This is a genomic window from Pseudomonas sp. LBUM1659 (assembly GCF_059716045.1).
On sequence record NZ_CP166797.1, the window covers coordinates 382,088 to 405,232 of the forward strand.

At 60.0% G+C, this 23,145-nt stretch carries 18 protein-coding genes and 1 pseudogene; 16 read left to right on the forward strand and 3 right to left on the reverse strand.

Features of this window, described 5'->3' with window-relative positions; genetic code table 11:
* Positions 1 to 84 precede the first annotated feature (84 nt).
* Both ACA048_RS01750 and ACA048_RS01755 read right to left on the reverse strand, forming a co-directional pair.
* Entirely contained in the window at positions 85 to 849 is a 765-nt protein-coding gene (locus tag ACA048_RS01750) for a methyl-accepting chemotaxis protein (protein WP_497629787.1), read from the reverse strand.
* A gap of 93 nt (positions 850 to 942) precedes the next feature.
* Positions 943 to 1,977, reverse strand: a pseudogene (locus tag ACA048_RS01755) (HAMP domain-containing protein); the annotation flags it as partial.
* Between the two features lie 282 nt (positions 1,978 to 2,259).
* On the opposite strand from ACA048_RS01755, the gene ACA048_RS01760 reads away from it, so the two are divergent.
* Positions 2,260 to 2,514 carry a hypothetical protein gene (locus ACA048_RS01760; protein ID WP_497627690.1) on the forward strand — a complete coding sequence of 85 codons (255 nt, stop codon included), beginning with the start codon at positions 2,260 to 2,262 and terminating at the stop codon, positions 2,512 to 2,514.
* A 31-nt stretch (positions 2,515 to 2,545) separates the two neighbouring features.
* Positions 2,546 to 3,115 (forward strand): lipocalin family protein, encoded by a 570-nt coding sequence (locus tag ACA048_RS01765; RefSeq protein ID WP_497627691.1) that lies wholly within the window; start codon positions 2,546 to 2,548, stop codon positions 3,113 to 3,115.
* Positions 3,116 to 3,241: 126 nt separating this feature from the next.
* Here ACA048_RS01765 and ACA048_RS01770 read toward each other — a convergent pair whose 3' ends face one another.
* The gene (locus ACA048_RS01770) at positions 3,242 to 4,606 is read right to left on the reverse strand and encodes a formimidoylglutamate deiminase (protein ID WP_497627692.1); all 1,365 of its coding nucleotides are present in this window, start codon (positions 4,604 to 4,606) and stop codon (positions 3,242 to 3,244) included.
* Between the two features lie 146 nt (positions 4,607 to 4,752).
* On the opposite strand from ACA048_RS01770, the gene hutC reads away from it, so the two are divergent.
* The 14 genes from hutC (at position 4,753) to mdoH (ending at position 22,965) form a co-directional block, all read left to right on the forward strand.
* Positions 4,753 to 5,463: a histidine utilization transcriptional repressor HutC gene (gene hutC, locus ACA048_RS01775; RefSeq protein WP_154505298.1), complete on the forward strand. Its 711-nt coding sequence runs from the start codon at positions 4,753 to 4,755 to the stop codon at positions 5,461 to 5,463.
* Entirely contained in the window at positions 5,460 to 6,032 is a 573-nt protein-coding gene (locus ACA048_RS01780) for a HutD/Ves family protein (RefSeq protein WP_497627693.1), read from the forward strand. The genes hutC and ACA048_RS01780 overlap by 4 nt, the downstream gene beginning before the upstream one ends.
* Positions 6,033 to 6,453: 421 nt before the next feature.
* A complete protein-coding gene (gene hutU, locus ACA048_RS01785; protein ID WP_497627694.1) occupies positions 6,454 to 8,142 on the forward strand; it encodes a urocanate hydratase in 1,689 nt (562 codons plus the stop codon).
* 229 nt (positions 8,143 to 8,371) lie between these two features.
* The gene (locus tag ACA048_RS01790) at positions 8,372 to 9,340 is read left to right on the forward strand and encodes an ABC transporter substrate-binding protein (protein ID WP_497627695.1); all 969 of its coding nucleotides are present in this window, start codon (positions 8,372 to 8,374) and stop codon (positions 9,338 to 9,340) included.
* A gap of 70 nt (positions 9,341 to 9,410) precedes the next feature.
* Positions 9,411 to 10,262 carry an ABC transporter permease gene (locus ACA048_RS01795; RefSeq protein ID WP_129439221.1) on the forward strand — a complete coding sequence of 284 codons (852 nt, stop codon included), beginning with the start codon at positions 9,411 to 9,413 and terminating at the stop codon, positions 10,260 to 10,262.
* Positions 10,259 to 11,089: a quaternary amine ABC transporter ATP-binding protein gene (locus ACA048_RS01800; protein WP_497627696.1), complete on the forward strand. Its 831-nt coding sequence runs from the start codon at positions 10,259 to 10,261 to the stop codon at positions 11,087 to 11,089. Before ACA048_RS01795 ends, ACA048_RS01800 begins: the two co-directional genes overlap by 4 nt.
* Before the next feature lie 140 nt (positions 11,090 to 11,229).
* A complete protein-coding gene (hutH, locus tag ACA048_RS01805; protein WP_497627697.1) occupies positions 11,230 to 12,753 on the forward strand; it encodes a histidine ammonia-lyase in 1,524 nt (507 codons plus the stop codon).
* Between the two features lie 130 nt (positions 12,754 to 12,883).
* A complete protein-coding gene (gene hutH / locus ACA048_RS01810; RefSeq protein WP_497627698.1) occupies positions 12,884 to 14,416 on the forward strand; it encodes a histidine ammonia-lyase in 1,533 nt (510 codons plus the stop codon).
* A gap of 137 nt (positions 14,417 to 14,553) precedes the next feature.
* Positions 14,554 to 15,759, forward strand: coding sequence for an imidazolonepropionase (gene hutI, locus ACA048_RS01815; RefSeq protein WP_497627699.1), 1,206 nt, complete (start codon positions 14,554 to 14,556; stop codon positions 15,757 to 15,759).
* 10 nt (positions 15,760 to 15,769) lie between these two features.
* Positions 15,770 to 16,573: an N-formylglutamate deformylase gene (gene hutG, locus ACA048_RS01820; protein WP_497627700.1), complete on the forward strand. Its 804-nt coding sequence runs from the start codon at positions 15,770 to 15,772 to the stop codon at positions 16,571 to 16,573.
* Between the two features lie 281 nt (positions 16,574 to 16,854).
* Positions 16,855 to 17,826, forward strand: a complete 972-nt coding sequence (pip, locus tag ACA048_RS01825) for a prolyl aminopeptidase (protein WP_497627701.1) — start codon at positions 16,855 to 16,857, stop codon at positions 17,824 to 17,826.
* On the forward strand, positions 17,823 to 18,260 hold the full coding sequence (gene dtd / locus ACA048_RS01830) for a D-aminoacyl-tRNA deacylase (RefSeq protein ID WP_497627702.1): 438 nt from the start codon (positions 17,823 to 17,825) through the stop codon (positions 18,258 to 18,260). The genes pip and dtd overlap by 4 nt, the downstream gene beginning before the upstream one ends.
* Positions 18,261 to 18,581: 321 nt before the next feature.
* Positions 18,582 to 20,402 carry a glucan biosynthesis protein G gene (locus tag ACA048_RS01835; protein ID WP_497629788.1) on the forward strand — a complete coding sequence of 607 codons (1,821 nt, stop codon included), beginning with the start codon at positions 18,582 to 18,584 and terminating at the stop codon, positions 20,400 to 20,402.
* On the forward strand, positions 20,395 to 22,965 hold the full coding sequence (gene mdoH / locus ACA048_RS01840; protein ID WP_497627703.1) for a glucans biosynthesis glucosyltransferase MdoH: 2,571 nt from the start codon (positions 20,395 to 20,397) through the stop codon (positions 22,963 to 22,965). The genes ACA048_RS01835 and mdoH overlap by 8 nt, the downstream gene beginning before the upstream one ends.
* Positions 22,966 to 23,145 lie beyond the last annotated feature (180 nt).

The window sequence follows — 23,145 nt, forward strand, 5'->3', positions numbered from 1 at the left end:
CAAGCCAGCTCCTACATCGGATCTCCAGTGCGATAAAGATCCCGTAGGAGCTGGCTTGCCAGCGAAGGGGCCCGCAAGAGCGCCTTAGATCCGGAAACTACCGACCAACTGCTTCAACCGCGCGGCCTGCTGCTCAAGATCCGCACACGCGCGCAAGGTCGCCTGCAAATTCTCCACGCCTTCCTGGTTCAGCGTATTGATCTCGGTAATGTCGATGTTGATCGACTCCACCACAGCGGTCTGCTCTTCAGTCGCGGTCGCCACCGACTGGTTCATCCCGTCGATTTCACCGATGCGCTGCGTCACACTTCCCAGTCGCTCACCCGCCTGGTTGGCGATGCCGACGCTGCTTTCGCTCTGACGCTGGCTGTCGGTCATGATGCTCACCGCTTCGCGGGCGCCGACTTGCAGCTCTTCGATCATCTTCTGCACTTGCTGCGCCGAATCCTGAGTGCGGTGGGCGAGGTTGCGCACTTCATCCGCCACCACGGCAAAACCGCGTCCTGCTTCACCGGCACGGGCCGCTTCGATGGCCGCGTTCAGCGCCAGCAAGTTGGTTTGCTGGGAAATGCTGGTGATCACTTCCAGAATCTGCCCAATGTTCACGGTGTTGCTGTTGAGCGTTTCGATGTTGCCGCACGAATCGCTGATCTTCGCCGACAGCTGCTGCATTGCGGCGATGGTTTTATCCACCACTTGCTGGCCGTCTTCGGCCAGGGAGCGGGCATCGCTGGAGTGCTGCGAGGCGAGGGCGGCGTTCTGGGCGATTTCCTGGGCGGCGGCGCCCAGTTCGTTGATCGCTGCGGCAACGCTGCTGGTGCGCGAGGCTTGCTGGTCGGAGTTGAACATCGATGAGTTCGACGCGGCCACGACGCGTAGCGCCACTTCGTTGACTTGGCCGGTGGCCGAAGACACTTCGCGAATCGAGGTGTGAATACGCTCTACAAAGCGGTTGAACGAGGTGCCCAGCGCGCCGAATTCGTCCTGACCGTGGATGGTCAGGCGTTTGGTCAGGTCACCCTCACCCTCGGCGATGTCATGCATCGCACGGCCCATGGTCAGCAGCGGCTGCATCAGGACGCTGATCAACATGCCCAGCAAGGCAATGATGATTACCACAGCGATGACCATGGCGATGATCGCCGAGGTGCGAAATTCGCTGAGCATCGAGAACGCGGTGTCCTGATCCAGCACCAGTGCCACGTACCAGTCTGCCGACGGCACGCCGTTGACGTGGGTGAAGGAGATGAACTGGGTCTTGCCGTCGAGCTCGACTTCTTTCATGCCCGGGCTGACTTTCGGCGCGCCATTTGGGTAGGCGTCTGCCAGGCCTTTGAGCACCAGTTTGCTGTCCGGGTGGATCAGGATCTTGCCGTCGGCGCTGACGATGAACGCATGGCCGTGGCCGCCGAAGTTCAGCGAGTTGATGATCGCGCTGACGCTGGACAGGTCGATGTCCGCGCCGGCAACGCCGATCATCTGGCCCTGATACTTCACGGGTGTGGCGACAGTAATCACCAGTTTGCCGGAAGACGCGGCGATGTACGGTTCGGTGACGATGGTCTTTTGCGCACTGTTGGCCGCCTTGTACCAGCCACGGGCGCGTGGGTCGTAGTCGGCGGCACGATTGCCCGCCGGGACCGAAAACATTACGCCGTCAGTGCCGCCGAAATAGCTCAGCTGGAAGTTGCTGGTGTAAGCCGGCAGGTCGATGGCGCGTTTCAGGCTGGCCTGTGCGCTGCCGTCGACGGTGATCTGCTGGGACAACGATTGCAGCAACTGGATGCGGCTTTCCAGCCAGGTCTGGATGTTGCTGGTGGTCAGGCTGCCGAGTTCCTGCATCGAGGATTCGGTACTGCTGCGCAGGGTCTGGCGCTGGCGGTAGTCGTTGAACAGGATAAAGCAGGCGAACGCAACGGCGACCACGAGGGCGGCTGCCAGCAGGATCTTGTGGCTGAATTTCATGTTTCTGGTCATTAAGTGCACTACCGCGGAAGGACTTGTCAGCGAGGGGGCGTCAATTGCCACAGTCGAGGGCTTTACGCTGCTTCTATGTCGACTGGCCAGCGCCAAAGATTAGGCGTCTTTTTGCAAAAACTGACGAAATACTCATTGGCTCAGGAAGGTGGCTGATTTTTCGAAAAAAGGCAGACGAGCGGCCCGATAAATAGCGCGACGGTAAGGGAACCAGATGGGGGTTTTCTCTTCTAAGGTTCTGCTTGGCAGCCATGCCATTCCCCTTCGTCCCAGGAGTTTCACATGTCGCTGCGATCTATCGCCTTGCTGTCGTTCTGCGTGTTGTTGGCCGCATGCAGCAAGGTCAATCAGGAAAACTACTCGAAGCTTTCGACCGGCATGCCTAAGGCCGAGGTTGAAACGTTGCTGGGTAAGCCTGCTGATTGCTCGGGCGCACTGGGTATGTCCAGTTGCACATGGGGCGACAAAAACAGCTTTATCAGCGTGCAGTTTGCCGGTGACAAAGTATTGATGTTTTCCGGCCAAGGCCTGAAGTAAACCGGGGCGATGCGCCCACGGGAGAAAAACAATGAAGCGGTTATTACTCGTACTTTTTGCCGGCCTGGTATTGGCTGGTTGTGCCACTTCTGGCCCAGATCCGTTGGCGCCAAAAACCGTCAACAGCGTCAACCTCAAGCGTTACCAGGGGACTTGGTACGAGTTGGCTCGCCTGCCGATGTATTTCCAGCGTGACTGCGCCCAATCCGAAGCCCATTACACCCTCAAGCCTGACGGTAACATGGCGATATTGAACCGCTGCCTGACGGCGCAGTGGCAGTGGGAAGAGGTCAAGGGCACGGCTTATCCACAGGTGCCAGGCAAAGCCGACAAGTTGTGGGTCAAGTTCGATACCTGGTTTTCTCGTCTGATTCCGGGTGTGGCGAAAGGCGAATACTGGGTGTTGTACGTCAGCGACGACTACAAGACCGCCATTGTTGGCGACCCGAGTCGCAAGTACCTGTGGCTGTTGGCGCGGACCCCGACCGTCAATGGTGTGGTGCGAGAGGAACTGCTGAGCAAGGCGCGTCAGCAGGGTTACGACACTTCGCGGCTGATCTGGCGTGCGTCGGAGACGCAGATGGCCAAGACCTCGAACTGATCGCGCAAACCCTGTAGGAGCTGGCTTGCCAGCGATGAGGTCGTCAAATTCAACAGCAATGTTGCCTGACAGTTCGCCATCGCTGCGGTGCGGCGATCCGACAAGCCAGCTCCTACGGGTTTTGGGTCAGCCTAAAAGTTCGCGCAGGACTTGGGTGAATGCGCGATTGCTTTCTTCTTCCCCGGCATGGCGCCCGTCACGCACAACCCACTGGCCATTGACCAGCACATCACGAACCTGGCGATCGCCGCCAGCAAACAACCAGCGATTCAGAATCCCGTCACCACTGGCCGTTGCCAGGTACGGGTCGTTTCCGTCCAGCACCAGCCAGTCCGCACGCTTGCCCACTTCCAACGCGCCAATCGGCTGACCCAGTGCCTGAGCACCTCCATCAAGTGCCGCGTCGTAAAGCGTGCGGCCGATCATCGGTTGATCCGGGCCATACAACCGATTACGCCGCTGATCGCGCAGACGCTGGCCGTATTCCAGCCAACGCAATTCTTCCACCACACTCAAGGACACGTGGCTGTCGGAACCGATACCCATGCGCCCTCCCTGAGCGAGGAAATCCACCGCCGGGAAAATCCCGTCGCCGAGGTTGGCTTCGGTGGTCAGGCACAGACCCGCAATGGCGCGACTCTTGGCCATCAGCGTGACTTCTTCCGCGTTGGCGTGAGTGGCGTGAACCAGGCACCAGCGCTGATCGACCTCAGTGTTTTCGTACAGCCATTGCAGCGGGCGACGACCGCTCCAGGTCAGGCAGTCATCAACTTCCTTTTGCTGTTCGGCAATGTGGATGTGCACCGGGCATTGCTTGTCGCTGGCGGCCAGCACTTCGCTGATTTGCTGTGGTGTCACGGCGCGTAACGAGTGGAAGCACAAACCCAGCGACTGCGCCGGTTGCCGGGCCAGAATCGGCTGCAAACGCGACTGAAGTTTCAGGTAGTTTTCGGTGCTATTGATAAAGCGGCGCTGCCCGTCGTTCGGCGTCTGGCCGCCGAAACCGGAATGGCTGTAGAGCACCGGCAGCAGGGTCAAACCGATACCGGCGGAACTGGCGGCTTGGCTGATGCGCAGCGCCAACTCGGCAGGGTCTGCGTAGGGTTGGCCATTGGTGTCGTGGTGGACGTAATGAAATTCCGCGACCGAGGTGTACCCGGCCTTGAGCATTTCGATGTACAGCTGACGGGCGATAACGCCGAGTTGGTCCGGGCTGATTTTTCCGACGAGGCGATACATCAAATCGCGCCAGGTCCAGAAACTGTCGTTCGGATTGCCCGCTACTTCCGCCAACCCGGCCATCGCCCGCTGGAACGCATGGGAGTGCAGATTCGGCATGCCCGGCAGCAGCGGACCGCTCAGCCGTTCAGCGCCATCTGGTTGGGAATCGGCCTGAAGATGGGTCAATACGCCCTCGGCGCTGACCTCAAGACGTACATTGTTGGCCCATCCACTAGGCAGCAGCGCGCGTTCGGCAAAGAAGGCGGACATGGTTCAGCACCCCATCGTGTGTTATTTGTATATACATATACAGACGTTTGCCTGCTCGGTAAACTCCGGCAAGCTAGCAACTCTTATCAAATGAACAAGGATTAACCGTGCCGACTCCGCCCCCAGTGTCACCGTTGGCCGCGAACATGGGCGACAGTCCGGCGCCCTTGTACGCCCGCGTCAAACAGATGATCACCCAGCAAATCGACAGTGGAAACTGGCCGCCGCACTATCGCGTGCCGTCGGAAAGCGAACTGGTCAGCCAGCTCGGTTTCAGTCGTATGACCATCAACCGCGCCCTGCGCGAAATGACCGCCGACGGTCTGTTGGTGCGCATGCAAGGCGTGGGTACGTTCGTTGCCGAGCCGAAAAGCCAGTCCGCGCTGTTTGAAGTGCACAACATCGCCGACGAGATTGCTTCTCGTGGTCATCGCCACACCTGCAAGGTGATCACCCTCGAAGAAGAGGCCGCCGGTTCCGAGCGCGCCCTGGCACTGGATATGCGCGAAGGGCAGAGGGTTTTCCACTCGCTGATCGTGCACTTCGAGAACGATATCCCGGTGCAAATCGAAGACCGTTTCGTTAATGCGCTGGTGGCCCCGGACTACCTCAAGCAAGACTTCACCTTGCAAACGCCCTACGCCTACCTGAACCAGGTGGCGCCGCTGACCGAAGGCGAGCATGTGGTCGAGGCGATTCTTGCCGAGGCGTCCGAGTGCAAGCTGTTGCAGATTGAAAAGGGCGAGCCGTGCCTGCTGATTCGCCGCCGCACCTGGTCCGGCCGTCAGCCAGTGACCGCCGCCCGCCTGATCCACCCAGGTTCCCGTCATCGTCTGGAAGGTCGGTTTCACAAATGAGTCAATTAAAGGTTCTACGGGCAAAAGATTACCCGCGCATGCCGTGGAAAAACGGCGGTGGCAGCACTGAAGAAATCACCCGCGATGCGGGCACTGGCCTCGATGGTTTCGGCTGGCGTCTGTCGATTGCCGACATCGGCGAGTCGGGCGGTTTCTCGACGTTCACCGGTTATGAGCGCGTCATCACCGTGCTGCAAGGTGACGGCATGACCTTGAAGGTGGATGGTCAGGACACGCCTCCACTGTTACCGCTGACCCCGTTTGCTTTCAGCGGTGAGAGTGAGGTGTCGTGCACCCTGCTCGGCGGGCCGATCCGCGATTTCAACCTGATTTTTGCGCCGCAGCGTTATAGCGCGCGGTTGCAGTGGTTGGCGGGTGAGCAACGGTTTTTCAGTTCGGCGGGCACGGTGTTGGTGTTCAGCATCGCTGAGGCATTGGAAGTGAAAGTCGGTAACAGCCCATCACAACTCAGTCGCCACGATTGCCTGCAGTTCGAGGGTAACACCGGGCTGATTGAAGTCTCCAGCAATGGCCCATGCTGCGTGATTGAGCTGACCGCACACATCTAACTGTGGCGAGGAGCTTGTCGGAACGCCGCACCGTTCCGACAAGCTCCCTCGCCACAAAAGCCATTCACACATCCTGTTCCCTAAAGCGCACCAACTTGTTACCGAACGCCCCAGCGTGGCGCAAAACCACGCTCAAGTAACAGCCGTTCCCCCTTACGCAACATCCCCCCGAAAAATTTCATCACCCTCCAAGCCCTTGATTTACAAGCTTTCAAGTCTTCAAAGAACTTTTCTTGAACAGCCATCCAACAAGTTGGCCGCTTGATTGCATATGCTTGTATGTACAAGTAAAGACGTATGCGTATGAGTCGATCGAGACTCTCCGCAGCGTCCACTGATTCGCTTGTGGCGCGACGATGCGCACAGGCTGGCTTGCCCACTGCCCGGGTTGGTTTGAATTGATCGCTGAGGAGTCTTTTTCGTGACTGACAATACCCAGAAACCTACCAAGTTTCGTGACGTAGAAATTCGTGCCGCTCGCGGTAACAAGCTGACCGCCAAAAGCTGGCTGACCGAAGCGCCGCTGCGCATGTTGATGAACAACCTCGACCCGGAAGTCGCCGAGAACCCTAAAGAACTGGTGGTTTACGGTGGCATTGGTCGTGCGGCACGTAACTGGGAATGCTACGACAAGATCGTCGAAAGCCTGACCAACCTGAACGACGACGAGACCCTGCTGGTGCAATCCGGCAAGCCGGTCGGCGTGTTCAAGACCCACACCAACGCACCACGCGTGCTGATCGCCAACTCCAACCTGGTGCCGCACTGGGCGAGCTGGGAACACTTCAACGAACTCGACGCCAAAGGCTTGGCCATGTACGGCCAGATGACCGCCGGCAGCTGGATCTACATCGGCAGCCAGGGCATCGTCCAGGGTACCTACGAAACCTTCGTCGAAGCCGGTCGCCAACACTACAACGATGACCTGAAAGGTCGTTGGGTCCTGACCGCCGGCCTCGGCGGCATGGGCGGCGCGCAACCTCTGGCCGCAACCCTGGCTGGCGCTTGCTCGCTGAACATTGAATGCCAGCAGGTCAGCATCGATTTCCGCTTGAACAGCCGTTATGTCGATGAGCAAGCCACCGACCTCGACGACGCTTTGGCCCGCATCGCCAAATACACCAAGGAAGGCAAGGCCATTTCCATCGCCCTGCTGGGTAACGCGGCAGAAATTCTGCCGGAACTGGTTCGTCGTGGCGTGCGCCCGGACATGGTCACCGACCAGACCAGCGCCCACGACCCGCTCAACGGTTACCTGCCAGCCGGCTGGACCTGGGAAGAGTACCGCGCTCGCGCCAAGACCGAGCCGGCTGCCGTGGTCAAAGCCGCCAAGCAATCGATGGCTGTGCACGTTAAAGCGATGCTGGATTTCCAGAAAATGGGCATCCCGACCTTCGACTACGGCAACAACATCCGTCAGATGGCCCAAGAAGAAGGCGTCGAGAACGCATTCGACTTCCCGGGTTTCGTACCGGCTTACATCCGTCCGCTGTTCTGCCGCGGTATCGGTCCGTTCCGTTGGGCTGCACTGTCGGGTAACGCCGAAGACATCTACAAAACCGACGCCAAAGTAAAAGAACTGATCCCGGACGACGCCCACCTGCACAACTGGCTGGACATGGCCCGCGAGCGCATCAGCTTCCAGGGTCTGCCGGCGCGTATCTGCTGGGTTGGCCTGGGCCTGCGCGCCAAGCTCGGTCTGGCGTTCAATGAAATGGTGCGTAGCGGCGAGCTGTCTGCGCCGATCGTGATCGGTCGCGACCACCTGGACTCCGGTTCGGTCGCCAGCCCGAACCGCGAAACCGAATCCATGCAGGATGGCTCCGACGCCGTGTCCGACTGGCCACTGCTCAACGCCCTGCTCAACACCGCGAGCGGCGCGACCTGGGTGTCCCTGCACCACGGCGGCGGTGTTGGCATGGGCTTCTCCCAGCATTCGGGCATGGTGATTGTCTGCGACGGTACTGATGAAGCGGCCGAGCGTATTGCTCGCGTTCTGCACAACGACCCGGCGACCGGCGTTATGCGTCACGCCGATGCCGGTTACCAGATCGCCATCGACTGCGCCAAGGAACAAGGGCTGAACCTGCCGATGATCACCGGCAAATAACGCAGAAGTACCTGTAGGAGCCGAGCTTGCTCGCGATGGGGTCAGCACATTCAACATCTCTGTTGACTGAAAAACCGCTATCGCGAGCAGGCTAACTCCAACGTCAAACGTTGTAGCACTCAGAACAAGCGGGGCCGGTCGCGCTGCTGCGCAGGCCTGATTGGACGTGGACAGGGCTGGATGCCTCTTGACTGCCGTAAGCCCATTCATGATTAGGAGCGTCACTACAATGAAATCGAACAAGACCCTGCTGACCACATTGCTTTCCATGGGCCTGCTCGCCAGTGCCGGCGCCACTCAGGCTGCCGGCTGGTGCGAATCGGGCAAACCGGTGAAATTTGCCGGTCTGAACTGGGAAAGCGCGATGCTGCTGACCGACGTGCTGCAAGTCGTGTTGGAGAAAGGCTACGACTGCAAGACCGACAGCCTGCCGGGCAACTCCATCACCATGGAAAACGCCCTGAGCAGCAACGACATTCAAGTGTTTGCTGAAGAGTGGGTCGGCCGCAGCGAAGTTTGGAACAAGGCCGAGAAGGCCGGCAAAGTGGTCGGTGTCGGCGCTCCAGTCGTGGGTGCGACCGAAGGTTGGTACGTGCCGCGCTACGTGATCGAAGGCGACGCCAAACGCAAGCTGGAACCCAAAGCACCAGACCTGAAAGCAATCGCCGATCTGGGTAAATACGCCGCCGTGTTCAAGGATCAGGAAGAACCGTCGAAGGGCCGTTTCTACAACTGCCCGGCCGGCTGGACCTGCGAGCTGGACAACAGCGAAATGCTGAAGAGCTACGGCTTGGAAAGCACCTACACCAACTTCCGCCCAGGCACCGGCCCGGCGCTGGATGCGGCGGTGCTGTCGAGCTACAAGCGTGGCGAGCCGATCCTGTTCTACTACTGGTCGCCAACCCCGCTGATGGGCCAGGTTGACCTGGTCAAGCTCGAAGAAAAGCCAGGCGTGGATAAAAGCGTGACCATCAAGGTCGGCCTGTCCAAGACCTTCTACGAACAAGCACCGGAACTGGTGGCCGTGCTGGAAAAGGTCAACCTGCCAATCGACATCCTCAACCAGAACCTGGGGCGCATGACCAAAGAGCGGATCGAGTCGCCAAAACTGGCCAAGATCTTCTTGAAGGAACATCCTGAAGTCTGGCACGCGTGGGTGAGCGAAGACGCAGCCAAGAAAATCGACGCGGCCTTGTAGGTTGGGCCTCTCCGACTGTCGGCAATGGCAGTCGGACGCTTGATCGCAACCCCTTGATTGAGAGTCTCTTATGTTTCCCGAAAGCTTTACCTTTTCCATCGCCGACTGGGTCAACAGTTGGGTCGATTCGCTGGTCACCAACTACGGCGACGTGTTCCGGCAGATCTCTGACACGCTGCTGTGGGCCATCGTCAATCTTGAAGGGCTGCTGCGTGCGGCGCCCTGGTGGCTGATGCTGGCCATCGTCGCGGGCGTTGCCTGGCACGCGACCCGCAAAGTCGTGACCACGGCAGTGATTGTCGGCTTGTTGTTCCTGGTGGGTGCAGTCGGCCTCTGGGACAAGCTGATGCAGACCCTGGCACTGATGATGGTGGCGACGATCATTTCGGTGATGATCGGCATTCCGCTGGGCATTCTTTCGGCGCGCAGCAATCGCCTGCGTTCGATATTGATGCCGCTGCTGGACATCATGCAGACCATGCCGAGTTTCGTGTACCTCATTCCGGTGCTGATGCTGTTCGGCCTGGGCAAGGTCCCGGCGATTTTCGCCACCGTGATCTACGCCGCACCTCCGCTGATCCGCCTGACTGATCTGGGCATTCGCCAGGTTGACGGCGAAGTGATGGAAGCGATCAACGCCTTCGGTGCCAACCGCTGGCAGCAACTGTTTGGCGTGCAACTGCCCCTGGCCCTGCCGAGCATCATGGCTGGGATCAACCAGACCACCATGATGGCGCTGTCGATGGTAGTGATTGCCTCGATGATCGGTGCCCGTGGCTTGGGTGAAGACGTACTGGTGGGGATTCAGACCCTCAACGTCGGACGTGGCCTGGAAGCCGGTCTGGCGATCGTGATTCTGGCTGTGGTGATCGACCGCATTACTCAGGCGTACGGTCGGGCACGGCATGAGGTGAGCAAATGAACAACGAAGCCATCAGCAAGATCGAAGTCAAAAACGTCTTCAAGATTTTCGGCAACCGTTCCAAGGACGCACTGGCGATGATTGGCCAGGGCAAGACCAAAGATCAGGTGCTGGCCGAAACCGGCTGTGTGGTCGGCGTGAACGATCTGTCCCTGAGCATCGGCACCGGCGAGATCTTCGTGATCATGGGCCTGTCGGGTTCGGGTAAATCGACCCTGGTGCGCCACTTCAACCGCCTGATCGACCCGACCAGCGGCGCGATCCTGGTGGACGGCGTGGACATCTTGCAATACGACATGGAAGCCCTGCGCGAATTTCGCCGGCACCGGATCAGCATGGTGTTCCAGAGCTTCGGCCTGCTGCCGCACAAGACCGTGGTGGATAACGTTGCCTACGGCCTGAAAGTGCGCGGCGAGAGCAAGCAAATGTGCTCCGAGCGCGCGCTGCACTGGATCAACACCGTGGGCCTCAAGGGCTACGAAAACAAATACCCGCATCAGCTCTCGGGCGGCATGCGTCAGCGTGTGGGCCTGGCCCGCGCCTTGGCGGCGGACACTGACATCATCTTGATGGATGAAGCGTTCAGCGCCCTCGACCCGTTGATCCGTGCCGAGATGCAGGACCAGTTGCTGGAGCTGCAAAAGACCCTGCACAAGACCATCGTCTTCATCACCCACGACCTTGACGAGGCCGTGCGCATCGGCAATCGCATTGCGATCCTCAAGGACGGCCGCCTGATTCAGGTCGGCACCCCGCGCGAGATCCTGCATTCGCCGGCGGATGAGTATGTCGACCGGTTTGTGCAGCGTCGGGCTGCGGTGGTTTAAAGGTTTACGGCGTATTTGCCGGCCTCTTCGCTGGCAAGCCAGCTCCTACAAGGTGTGCTCGTCCCCTGTAGGCGCTGGCTTGCCAGCGAAGGGGTCGGTAAAGCTGCATCAATATTCAGGTTTTACGCACGAGGTCAAAGATGTCCCAGGCTGAAAAAATCGTTATCGCTGACGCCCCGTTGCGTTGGCAGGATGTGGTCGCCGTCGCCCGTCACGGCGCACAGCTTGAGCTTTCAGCCCAGACCTGGGCACGCATTGAAAACGCGCAAGCCATCGTCCAGCGCATCGTCACCAGCGGCGAGCGCGCCTACGGCATCAACACCGGGCTGGGCGCCTTGTGCAACGTCTCCCTTCAAGATGAACAGCTCAGCCAGTTGTCGCGCAACACCTTGCTCAGTCACGCCTGTGGCGTTGGCGCGCCGCTGACCAACGAGCAGACTCGCGCCATCATGTGCGCCGCCGTCGTCAACTACAGCCACGGCAAATCCGGCCTGCACCGCCAAGTGGTTGAAGCCCTGCTGGCGCTGCTCAACCGTGGCATTACCCCGCAAGTGCCGTCCCAGGGTTCCGTGGGCTACCTGACGCACATGGCGCACATCGGCATTGCCCTGCTGGGTGTCGGCAATGTCAGCTATCGCGGGCAAATTGTTTCCGCTCAGCAAGCCCTGGCCGAAGAAGGGCTGCAACCGGTCAAGCTCGGTGCCAAGGACGGTTTGTGCCTGGTCAACGGCACGCCGTGCATGACCGGCCTCAGCTGCCTGGCGGTTGCCGATGCCGCGCATCTGCTGCAGTGGGCCGACGTGATCGGCGCCATGAGTTTCGAAGCCCAGCGTGGTCAGCTCGATGCGTTCGACGCCGAGATCATCGCGCTCAAGCCGCACCCGGGCATGCAGCAAGTCGGCATCAACCTGCGCGCCGTGCTCGATGGCAGTGAAGTGATCGCCAGCAGCAAAGGCATTCGCACCCAGGACGCCTTGAGCATTCGCTCGATCCCGCAGGTCCACGGCGCTGCCCGTGATCAGCTGGTTCACGCGACCAAACAGATCGAAAACGAACTCAACGGCGCCACCGACAACCCGTTGGTGCTGGGCACGCCGGACAACTACCGCGTCGTTTCCCAGGCCAACCCGCACGGCCAGTCCGTGGCGCTGGCGGCGGACCTGCTGGCCATCGCCATGGCCGAAATCGGCTCCATCGCCGAGCGTCGCCTCGACCGCCTGATCAACCCGCACGTCAGCGGACTGCCGGCGTTTCTGGTGGCCAATCCGGGCGTTAACTCCGGGATGATGATCGTCCAATATGTCGCTGCTTCCCTGTGCGCGGAAAACCGTCAATTGGCGCAACCCGCCGTGCTCGACAACTACGTCACTTCCGGCTTGCAGGAAGATCACCTGAGCATGGGCACCAACGCCGCGCTGAAGCTGCATCGCGCCCTGGAAAACTGCACGCAGATCCTCGCCATCGAGTACTTGCTGGCGGCTCAGGCGTTCGAATTCGTCAAAGAGCAACGCTTCGGCGCTGGCACCGATGCCGCGTGGCGTCTGCTGCGCGAGCGTGTTCCGGCTTATGATCAGGACCGCTGGCTGGCGCCGGACATCGCGGCCGCTGCTGCTGTACTGAAAGAACAGAATTTGCTGCACAAGGCGGTACCGAATCTGAACTGACTTCCATAACACCAGCGTGCCAAGGCGCGGCTCCTCAAAAAGGCAGACGCGACGGACAACGGATATCTCCGGAGCGTCTGGTGAGTACTCTTCACCTAAGAAGAAGACAAACTCTCAAAAGGAGCAAAAAATGACTGCGCTAAACCTGATTCCCGGTCAACTGAGCCTGGCCCAGCTGCGTGATATCTATCAGCAGCCGGTGAAACTGACCCTCGACAGCAGCGCCTCGGCCCAGATCGAAGCCAGCGTTGCCTGTGTGGAACAGATCCTCGCCGAAAACCGCACCGCCTACGGCATCAACACCGGTTTCGGCCTGCTGGCCTCGACCCGCATCGCCAGCGAAGACCTGGAAAACCTCCAGCGCTCGCTGGTGCTGTCCCACGCCGCCGGTGTCGGCGAGCCGATCAGCGACGCGCTGGTGCGCCTGGTTATGGTGCTCAAGGTCAACAGCCTGAGCCGTGGTTTCTCCGGTATTCGTCGCGTGGTCATTGATGCACTGATCGCGCTGATCAACGCCGAGGTTTACCCGCACATTCCCTTGAAAGGATCGGTCGGTGCTTCCGGCGACCTGGCTCCGTTGGCGCACATGTCGCTGGTGCTGCTGGGCGAAGGCAAGGCGCGCTACAAGGGTGAGTGGATGGAGGCAACCGAAGCGCTGAAAATCGCCGGTCTGACCCCGCTGACCCTGGCCGCGAAAGAAGGTCTGGCACTGCTCAACGGCACTCAGGTGTCGACCGCTTATGCCTTGCGCGGTTTGTTCGAAGGCGAAGACCTGTTCGCTGGCGCGGTTGCGCTGGGCGCGCTGACGGTTGAAGCGGTATTGGGCTCGCGCTCGCCATTCGACGCACGCATCCACGCCGCTCGCGGTCAGAAAGGCCAGATCGACGCCGCCGCTGCTTACCGTGATTTGCTGGGCGAACGCAGTGAAGTGTCCGACTCGCATGAGAATTGCGAAAAGGTCCAGGACCCGTACTCCCTGCGCTGCCAGCCACAAGTCATGGGCGCGTGCCTGACCCAGTTCCGTCAGGCCGCCGAAGTGTTGGCCGTCGAAGCCAACGCCGTCTCCGACAACCCGCTGGTGTTCGCCGCTGAAGGTGACGTGATTTCCGGCGGTAACTTCCACGCCGAACCGGTGGCCATGGCGGCTGACAACATGGCACTGGCCATCGCTGAAATCGGCTCACTGAGCGAACGCCGTATCTCGCTGATGATGGACAAGCACATGTCGCAACTGCCGCCGTTCCTGGTGGCTAATGGCGGCGTGAACTCCGGCTTCATGATTGCCCAGGTGACTGCCGCGGCACTGGCCAGCGAGAACAAGGCCCTGGCGCATCCGCATTCGGTGGACAGCCTGCCGACCTCGGCGAACCAGGAAGACCACGTATCCATGGCCCCGGCGGCAGGCAAGCGCCTATGGGAAATGGCCGAAAACACCCGTGGTGTGCTGGCGGTGGAATGGCTGGCGGCGGTTCAGGGCCTGGACTTGCGCAATGGTCTGAAGACCTCGGCAAAACTGGAAAAGGCCCGGGCGATTCTGCGTAAAGAAGTGCCGTTCTATGAGAAGGACCGCTTCTTCGCGCCGGACATCAATGCGGCGACCGAGTTGTTGGCGACCCGCTGCCTGAATGAGCTGTTGTCGGTGAAGTTGCTGCCTAGCCTGTAACCCCCCAATCGATCGTTCCCACGCTCTGCGTGGGAATGCAGCCCGTGACGCTCCGCGTCACTGGACGCGGAGCGTCCCTAGAGGCATTCCCACGCAGAGCATGGGAACGATCATTTGAACAAGACGAGGAATTCGGGATGAAAACTCTCTGGCAACACTGCCACGTCGCAACCATGGCGCAAGGCGTCTACTCGACCATCGAGGATGCGGCCATCGTGACGTCCGGTGCGCACATTGAGTGGATTGGCCCACGCGCTGAACTGCCGGCGGGTGAATACCCGGCCGTCAACGATTTGAAAGGGGCCTGGGTCACCCCGGGCCTGATCGACTGCCACACCCACACGGTGTTTGGCGGTAACCGCAGCGGCGAATTCGAACAGCGTCTGCAAGGCGTCAGCTACGCGGAAATCGCCGCAGCCGGTGGCGGCATCGCCAGCACCGTGCGCGCCACCCGCGCGGCGACCGAAGACGAACTGTTCGCCAGCGCCGCCAAACGTCTGAAAAGCCTGATGCGCGACGGCGTGACCACGGTCGAAATGAAATCAGGCTACGGCCTCGACCTGGCCAGCGAACGCAAAATCCTGCGGGTTATCCGTCGCCTCGGCGCTGAGCTGCCGGTGAGCGTGCGCAGCACCTGCCTGGCCGCCCACGCCTTGCCGCCGGAATACGCCGATCGCACCGACGATTACATCGATCACATCTGCGCCGAGATGCTCCCGGCCTTGGCCGCCGAAGGGTTGGTGGATGCGGTGGATGCATTCTGCGAATACCTGGCGTTCTCGCCCGCGCAGGTCGAACGCGTATTTATCGCCGCACAGGAACTCGGTTTGCCGGTGAAGCTGCACGCCGAGCAACTGTCGTCGCTGCACGGTTCGAGCCTGGCGGCGCGTTATCACGCACTGTCGGCGGATCACCTGGAGTTCATGACCGAGGACGACGCCATCGCCATGGCCAAGTCCGGCACCGTCGCGGTGTTGCTGCCAGGTGCGTTCTACTTCCTGCGCGAGACCCAATTGCCGCCGATGGAGGCCCTGCGCAAACACGGGGTGAAAATCGCCATTGCCAGCGACCTCAACCCCGGCACCTCGCCAGCGCTGTCGCTACGCTTGATGCTGAACATGGCCTGCACCTGTTTCCGCATGACCCCGGAAGAAGCCTTGGCCGGCGCGACCATTCATGCCGCCACGGCGTTGGGCATGGCCGACACCCACGGTTCGCTGGAAGCCGGCAAGGTCGCGGACTTTGTTGCCTGGCAAATTGATCGTCCGGCCGACCTTTCGTACTGGCTGGGCGGTGACCTGGAAAAACGCGTCGTGCGTCACGGCGTCGAGACAAGCGTTTAGGAGAGCAGTTGTGGATAAGGTTCTGAACTTCAAACAAGGCCGCGTGCCACTGTTGATCAGCATGCCCCATGCCGGCCTGCGCCTGACCCCGGCGGTCGAAGCCGGGTTGATCCCCGACGCCCGCAGCCTGCCGGATACCGACTGGCACATTCCGCAGCTTTACGAGTTTGCCGCCGAACTGGGCGCCAGCACCTTGGCTGCGGAGTATTCGCGGTTCGTCATCGACCTGAACCGGCCGTCCGACGACAAGCCTTTATATGTCGGCGCCACCACCGGTCTGTATCCGGCGACGCTGTTCGACGGCATACCGTTGTTCCGCGAAGGGCTGGAGCCTTCGAAAGAAGAACGCGCGACCTATCTGGAGCAGATCTGGACGCCATATCACACAACATTGCAGAACGAGCTGGCGCGGCTGAAAGCCGAATTCGGCTACGCATTGCTGTTCGACGCGCACTCGATTCGCTCGATCATCCCGCACCTGTTCGACGGCAAACTGCCGGACTTCAACCTCGGTACCTTCAACGGCGCCAGTTGCGATCCACAGCTTGCCAGTCAACTGGAAGCGATTTGCGCCCGCCATACCGAGTACAGCCATGTGCTGAACGGTCGCTTCAAGGGCGGCCACATCACCCGGCATTATGGCAACCCGGTCGAGAACATCCACGCCGTGCAACTGGAGTTGGGGCAGTGCACTTACATGGAAGAGTTCGAGCCGTTCCGCTATCGCCCGGACCTGGCTGCGCCGACGCAAGTGGTGCTCAAGGAGTTGCTGCAAGGTTTGCTGGCGTGGGGTCAGCAGAACCACCGACGTTGATACGGTTCAATGGGCGTTTGTGGCGAGGGAGCTAGGCGGATCGCCGCACCGTCCCGCTCGGCGGCGTAGCCGCCGTAAACCGGCCAGTCGGACCCAACTGAGAAAACTCGGTCAAATGGTTTTGGGGCTGCTTTGCAGCCCATCGGGAGCAAGCTCCCTCGCCACAGGTTTTGATTCGTGTCCTCGGGCATGCTCATTGACGTAATTCGGGTTTATGATGCCGGACGGCAGAATATTAGAAGTCCCCCCAGGGATGACCTCGACCCCTTACGGAGCGCGCAATGCAGACTTTGTACCCGCAGATCAAACCCCACGCCCGGCACGATCTGGCCGTCGATGACACCCACACCCTCTACGTCGACGAAAGCGGTTCTCCGGAAGGTTTGCCGGTGGTGTTCATCCACGGCGGCCCCGGCGCCGGGTGTGATGCTCAAAGCCGTCGGTATTTCGATCCCAACCTGTATCGCATCGTCACCTTTGACCAGCGCGGTTGCGGTCGCTCCACCCCCCACGCCAGCCTCGAAAACAACACCACCTGGGATCTGGTCGCCGACCTTGAGCGGATTCGCCAGCATCTGGGCATCGACAAGTGGGTGCTGTTTGGCGGTTCCTGGGGGTCGACTCTGGCGTTGGCCTACGCGCAAACCCACCCGGAACGTGTGCACGGTCTGATTCTGCGCGGGATATTTCTCTGCCGTCCGCAGGAAATCGAGTGGTTCTACCAGGCCGGCGCCAGCCGCCTGTTCCCTGATTACTGGCAGGACTACGTTGCACCGATCCCGATGGACGAGCGTGAGGATTTGCTCAGCGCTTTCCACAAACGTCTGGTCGGCAACGACCAGATTGCCCAGATGCACGCGGCCAAGGCCTGGTCTCTCTGGGAAGGCCGGACTGCGACCCTGCGCCCGAATCCGCTGGTGGTCGATCGCTTCTCTGAGCCTCAGCGCGCGCTGTCGATTGCACGCATCGAATGTCACTACTTCACCAACAATGCCTTCCTTGAGCCCAACCAGCTGATTCGTGACATGGACAAGATTGCCCATTTGCCGGGAGTGATTGTCCACGGTCGCTACGATGTAATTTGCCCGTTGGACAATGCCTGGGAATTGCACCAGAACTGGCCGAACAGTGAGTTGCAGGTCATCCGTGACGCCGGCCATGCGGCCTCCGAACCGGGTATCACCGATGCACTGGTGCGCGCCGCTGGCCAGATGGCGCGGCGCTTGCTCGACCTGCCACCTGAAGAAGCATGAAGGGGCTGCTGCAACGCGTGCGTGGTGCGCGAGTCGAGGTAGCGGGGGAGGTAGTGGGTGCGGTCGACCAAGGGTTGCTGGTACTGATCGCCGTCGAGCCTGGGGATACTCGGGCCAGCGCCGACAAACTTCTGAATAAGCTGCTTAACTATCGGGTATTCAGCGACGCCGAGGGCAAGATGAATCTGTCCTTGGCAGATGTCGGCGGCGGGTTGCTGCTGGTCTCACAGTTCACCTTGGCCGCCGACACCAAAAGCGGGTTGCGCCCGAGTTTTTCGACTGCGGCCCCTCCGGCCTTGGGTGAGGAACTTTTCGACTATCTATTAGGTAAAGCGAAACAGGTGCATGGCACTGTGGCATCAGGTAGATTCGGCGCGGATATGCAGGTGCACCTGGTCAACGATGGCCCGGTAACCTTCCTGTTGCAGACCTGAAAGCGCTTGAAACAACTTTTTTAAGGCTTTTCGACTGCAAACAGGCGTTTTTCGCGAGAAATAATTTGTTGCGCATGATGCGTTGTAACGCGGCCTGCTAGATAATCGCGCGCTACGGGGATCGGCGTTCGTTGGTCCATTTTGACTTAGGTAGAGACTTGTCCTGGACCGTTTGGGGAATCATTTAGCCCCATCGGAGTCGGAACAATGCTCGCCAACTTGGCAAGAGTGGTTTGCAAGGTCGGTTTTTTCATGCCGTTGACCGCGCAAACCCTTCAACTGGCCGTTGGTTTTTTGATCTGTTTTCGGCGAGGGTTGCTCGTGATTGTTAGTCCCTGTAATGCACCAAAATTGACTGCCAAACGGTTCCGAAGCGTTCTGGTAGCGGGCTCTGCACTGCTCTGCCTTTTGAGCGCCGGCCAGCTGTGGGCATTCAATCTGGAGGATGTGTCGGTCAAGGCAAAAGAGCTGGCCGCGCAAAAATACGAAGCTCCGCGCAGTAACCTGCCGAACGAATTCCGCGATATGAAATTCGCGGACTATCAGAAAATTCGTTTCCTGACCGAAAAGGCCGAATGGGCGGACCAGAAAACCCCGTTCAAGCTGTCGTTCTATCACCAGGGCATGCATTTCGATACGCCGGTGAAAATCAACGAAATCACGGCTAATTCCGTCGAAGAGATCAAGTACGACCCTAGTCGTTTCGATTTCGGCGACGTGAAGTTCGATCCTAAAGCCACCGAACAACTGGGTTATGCCGGTTTCCGGGTGCTGTACCCGATCAACAAGGCTGACAAGCAAGACGAAATCATGACCATGCTCGGCGCCAGCTACTTCCGCGTCGTCGGCAAGGGTCACGTCTATGGTTTGTCTGCTCGAGGCATGGCGATTGATACCGCGTTGCCATCCGGCGAAGAGTTCCCGCGTTTCACCGAGTTCTGGATTCAACAGCCAAAGCCGGGCGACAAACATCTGGTGATTTTTGCGTTGCTGGATTCACCGCGTGCAACTGGTGCCTATCGCCTGACCCTGCGTCCGGGCAGCGATACCATTGTTGACGTCAAGGCGCAGGTGTTCCTGCGTGACAAGGTCGGCAAGCTGGGTATCGCTCCATTGACCAGCATGTATCTGTTCGGCGCCAACCAGCCATCGAAAGTGCTGAACTACCGCCGTGAATTGCACGACTCCAGCGGCCTGGCAATCCATGCCGGCAATGGCGAATGGATCTGGCGCCCGTTGAACAACCCGAAACACCTGTCGGTGAGCAACTTCTCGGTCGAGAATCCGCAAGGCTTCGGCTTGCTGCAACGTGGCCGTGACTTCAGCCACTACGAAGACCTCGATGACCGTTATGACAAGCGTCCAAGCGCCTGGATCGAGCCGAAGGGTGACTGGGGCAAGGGTACCGTGGATCTGGTCGAGATTCCGACCGCCGACGAAACCAACGACAATATCGTTGTTTTCTGGAACCCGGAAAAACTGCCAGAGCCTGGCCAGCCGCTCGATGTTGCCTATCGCCTGCACTGGACCATGGACGAAGCCTCGCTTCACGCCCCCGACAGCGCCTGGGTCAAACAGACCCTGCGTTCTACCGGTGACGTTAAGCAGTCCAACCTGATTCGTCAGCCGGACGGCAGCGTTGCTTATCTGGTGGACTTCGAAGGCCCGTCCCTGGCGGCATTGCCGGCGGATGCGGACGTTCGCAGCCAAGTCAGCGTGGGTGACAACGCCGAACTGGTCGAGAACAGCGTGCGTTACAACCCTGAAACCAAGGGCTGGCGCCTGACGCTGCGCATGAAGATCAAGGATCCGGGCAAAGCCACCGAAATGCGTGCGGCACTGGTACAGAACATCGTGCCGGCCGACTTGGCCAAGACGTCGCTTCCAGCGTCGAATTCGTCTGTCGCCAAAGCCGACAAGGTTGCCGCCAAGCAACAAGAAAAAGTCGACAAGGAAGCCAAGCAAGCAGAGGCCAAACAGTCCGATGCCAAGCCGGTTGCAGATGCCAAGGACAAGGACAAGGCCAACAAAGACGCCACGCCGCCTGTTGCTGCCGACGCGGCCCCAGCCACACCGGAATCGGCGCCGACTGAAGAAGTCCTGACCGAGACCTGGAGCTACCAGTTGCCTGCCGATGAGTAATTCTCAAGTACAGCCAGAGACGCTTGCCGAGTATCTGGCGCATCTACCGATGACCGACCAGCAGCGCGCGGAACTCGCGGGCTGCCAGTCCTTCAGCGAATTGCACCAGCGTCTGTCGTCTTCAACGTTCGACGCGCCTGCCGAGGCCGCCCAGGCCTCGGTAGGCCGTCGCTTGACCCTGAACACGGCGCAAGAGTTGGAAGAAGCGGAAATGCTGGCGGTCGACGCCAGCGGTCGGGTTTGCCTCAAGGCGACCCCGCCGATCCGTCGGACCAAAGTCGTGCCGGAGCCGTGGCGCACCAACATTCTGGTGCGTGGCTGGCGTCGCCTGACCGGTCGCACCAATCTGCCGGCTCCGCCGAAAGATGAACGCGTATTGCCGGCTGCCCGCTGGCGCACCGTGGGTTCGATCCGTCGCTACATCCTGCTGGTGCTGATGCTCGGCCAGACCATCGTGGCCGGCTGGTACATGAAAGGCATCATGCCGTATCAGGGCTGGTCGTTCGTCGACCTCAACGAAGTGCTGCATCAACCGTTGCTGCAAACCGCCACGCAGGTGCTGCCGTATGCGCTGCAAACCAGCATCCTGATCCTGTTCGGGATTCTGTTCTGCTGGGTATCGGCCGGTTTCTGGACTGCGCTGATGGGCTTCCTCGAATTGCTCACCGGTCACGATAAATACCGCATCTCCGGTAAAAGCGCCGGTAATGAACCGATTCCAAAGGACGCACGCACCGCACTGGTGATGCCGATCTGTAACGAAGACGTGCCACGGGTGTTTGCCGGTTTGCGCGCGACGTTCGAGTCGGTTGCGGCCACGGGTGACCTGGATCGCTTCGACTTCTTCGTCCTCAGTGACAGTAACGACGCCGACATTTGCGTTGCCGAGCAGCAGGCCTGGCTGGATGTTTGCCGCGAAGCCAAGGGCTTCGGCAAGATCTTCTACCGCCGCCGTCGCCGTCGCGTGAAACGTAAAAGCGGGAACCTCGACGACTTCTGCCGTCGTTGGGGTGGCGATTACAAGTACATGGTCGTGCTCGACGCGGACTCCGTGATGAGCGGCGAATGCCTGACCAGTCTGGTGCGCTTGATGGAAGCCACGCCGGACGCCGGGATCATTCAGACCGCGCCGCGTGCATCGGGCATGGACACTCTTTATGCGCGCATGCAGCAGTTTGCGACTCGCGTGTACGGTCCGCTGTTTACCGCCGGTCTGCACTTCTGGCAGTTGGGCGAATCCCACTACTGGGGCCACAACGCGATCATCCGCATGAAGCCGTTCATCGAGCACTGCGCCCTGGCGCCGTTGCCGGGTAAAGGTGCTTTCGCCGGTGCGATCCTGTCCCACGACTTCGTTGAAGCAGCGCTGATGCGCCGTGCAGGTTGGGGCGTGTGGATTGCCTATGACTTGCCAGGCAGCTACGAAGAACTGCCGCCGAACCTGCTGGACGAACTCAAGCGTGACCGTCGCTGGTGCCACGGTAACTTGATGAACTTCCGTCTGTTCCTGGTCAAAGGCATGCACCCGGTTCACCGGGCGGTGTTCCTGACCGGCGTGATGTCTTATCTGTCGGCGCCGTTGTGGTTCTTCTTCCTTGTGCTGTCGACGGCGCTGCTGGCGGTCAACACGCTGATGGAGCCGCAATACTTCATGGAACCGCGTCAGCTGTATCCGCTATGGCCGCAATGGCATCCGGACAAGGCCGTCGCGCTGTTCTCCACGACTATCGTGCTGCTGTTCCTGCCGAAGTTGTTGAGCATCCTCCTGATCTGGGCCAAAGGCGCGAAAGAGTTTGGTGGGAAGTTCAAGGTGACAATGTCGATGTTGCTGGAGGTGCTGTTCTCCATGCTGCTGGCGCCGGTGCGGATGATTTTCCACACCCGTTTCGTACTGGCCGCGTTCCTCGGCTGGGCCGCGACCTGGAACTCGCCACAACGTGACGATGACTCCACGCCATGGAGCGAAGCGGTCAAACGCCATGGTCCGCAGACCTTGCTGGGCTTCTTCTGGGCCTTGCTGGTGATCTGGCTGAACCCGAGCTTCCTGTGGTGGCTGGTGCCGATCGTCGGTTCGTTGATGCTGTCGATCCCGGTGTCGGTGATCTCCAGTCGTGTCGGTCTGGGCCTGAAATCCCGTGACGAGAGCCTGTTCCTGATTCCTGAGGAATACAATCCGCCACAGGCGTTGCTGGCCACTGACCAGTACACCCACGAAAATCGTTATCACGCACTGAAGGACGGCTTCATCCGGTCGGTGGTCGACCCGCAGCAGAACGCCTTGGCGTGCTCGCTGGCGACGTCGCGTCACGGTCAGGCCGAGCCAATCGAGTGGCTGCGGATCGAGCGGGTTCGTCACGCCTTGAAAGTCGGGCCTCACGGCTTGAACAACAATGAGCGTGTGCAACTGCTGAGTGATCCGGTGGCATTGGGTCGTCTGCATGAGCAGATCTGGAGCGAAGGTCACCCCGAATGGCTGCAAGCCTGGCGGCAATCGGTGAAAGCCGATCCCCACGCGCCGCTGTTGCCGCTCAAGCCGCTGAGTGCGCAAGCACAACTGGCCTGATAAAGAGCCCCGCTGATTGAGCGGGGCTTTTTTTTGTCTGATCGTTTGCAAACCCTTGTGCAAATGGGCGAGTGCGTTAGGATCCGTCCCCGAATTGGTGCGCCCGGATAATTTTTGTCCGTATGGGTGCGTTTCCTGAGGGAGACCGCCGTTTTGCGCGCCTCACACCGCAATGGTTTT

Bases quoted from the DNA above. Each gene is read 5' to 3' on its own strand.
- ACA048_RS01760 (WP_497627690.1), top strand. From the start codon at position 2,260: ATGTCGCTGCGATCTATCGCCTTGCTGTCGTTCTGCGTGTTGTTGGCC.
- ACA048_RS01780 (WP_497627693.1), top strand. From the start codon at position 5,460: ATGAGTCAATTAAAGGTTCTACGGGCAAAAGATTACCCGCGCATGCCG.
- mdoH (WP_497627703.1), top strand. From the start codon at position 20,395: ATGAGTAATTCTCAAGTACAGCCAGAGACGCTTGCCGAGTATCTGGCG.
- hutI (WP_497627699.1), top strand. From the start codon at position 14,554: ATGAAAACTCTCTGGCAACACTGCCACGTCGCAACCATGGCGCAAGGC.
- ACA048_RS01795 (WP_129439221.1), top strand. From the start codon at position 9,411: ATGTTTCCCGAAAGCTTTACCTTTTCCATCGCCGACTGGGTCAACAGT.
- ACA048_RS01770 (WP_497627692.1), bottom strand. From the start codon at position 4,606: ATGTCCGCCTTCTTTGCCGAACGCGCGCTGCTGCCTAGTGGATGGGCC.
- ACA048_RS01750 (WP_497629787.1), bottom strand. From the start codon at position 849: ATGTTCAACTCCGACCAGCAAGCCTCGCGCACCAGCAGCGTTGCCGCA.
- pip (WP_497627701.1), top strand. From the start codon at position 16,855: ATGCAGACTTTGTACCCGCAGATCAAACCCCACGCCCGGCACGATCTG.
- ACA048_RS01790 (WP_497627695.1), top strand. From the start codon at position 8,372: ATGAAATCGAACAAGACCCTGCTGACCACATTGCTTTCCATGGGCCTG.
- dtd (WP_497627702.1), top strand. From the start codon at position 17,823: ATGAAGGGGCTGCTGCAACGCGTGCGTGGTGCGCGAGTCGAGGTAGCG.
- hutC (WP_154505298.1), top strand. From the start codon at position 4,753: ATGGGCGACAGTCCGGCGCCCTTGTACGCCCGCGTCAAACAGATGATC.
- ACA048_RS01765 (WP_497627691.1), top strand. From the start codon at position 2,546: ATGAAGCGGTTATTACTCGTACTTTTTGCCGGCCTGGTATTGGCTGGT.
- hutH (WP_497627698.1), top strand. From the start codon at position 12,884: ATGACTGCGCTAAACCTGATTCCCGGTCAACTGAGCCTGGCCCAGCTG.
- ACA048_RS01800 (WP_497627696.1), top strand. From the start codon at position 10,259: ATGAACAACGAAGCCATCAGCAAGATCGAAGTCAAAAACGTCTTCAAG.
- hutH (WP_497627697.1), top strand. From the start codon at position 11,230: ATGTCCCAGGCTGAAAAAATCGTTATCGCTGACGCCCCGTTGCGTTGG.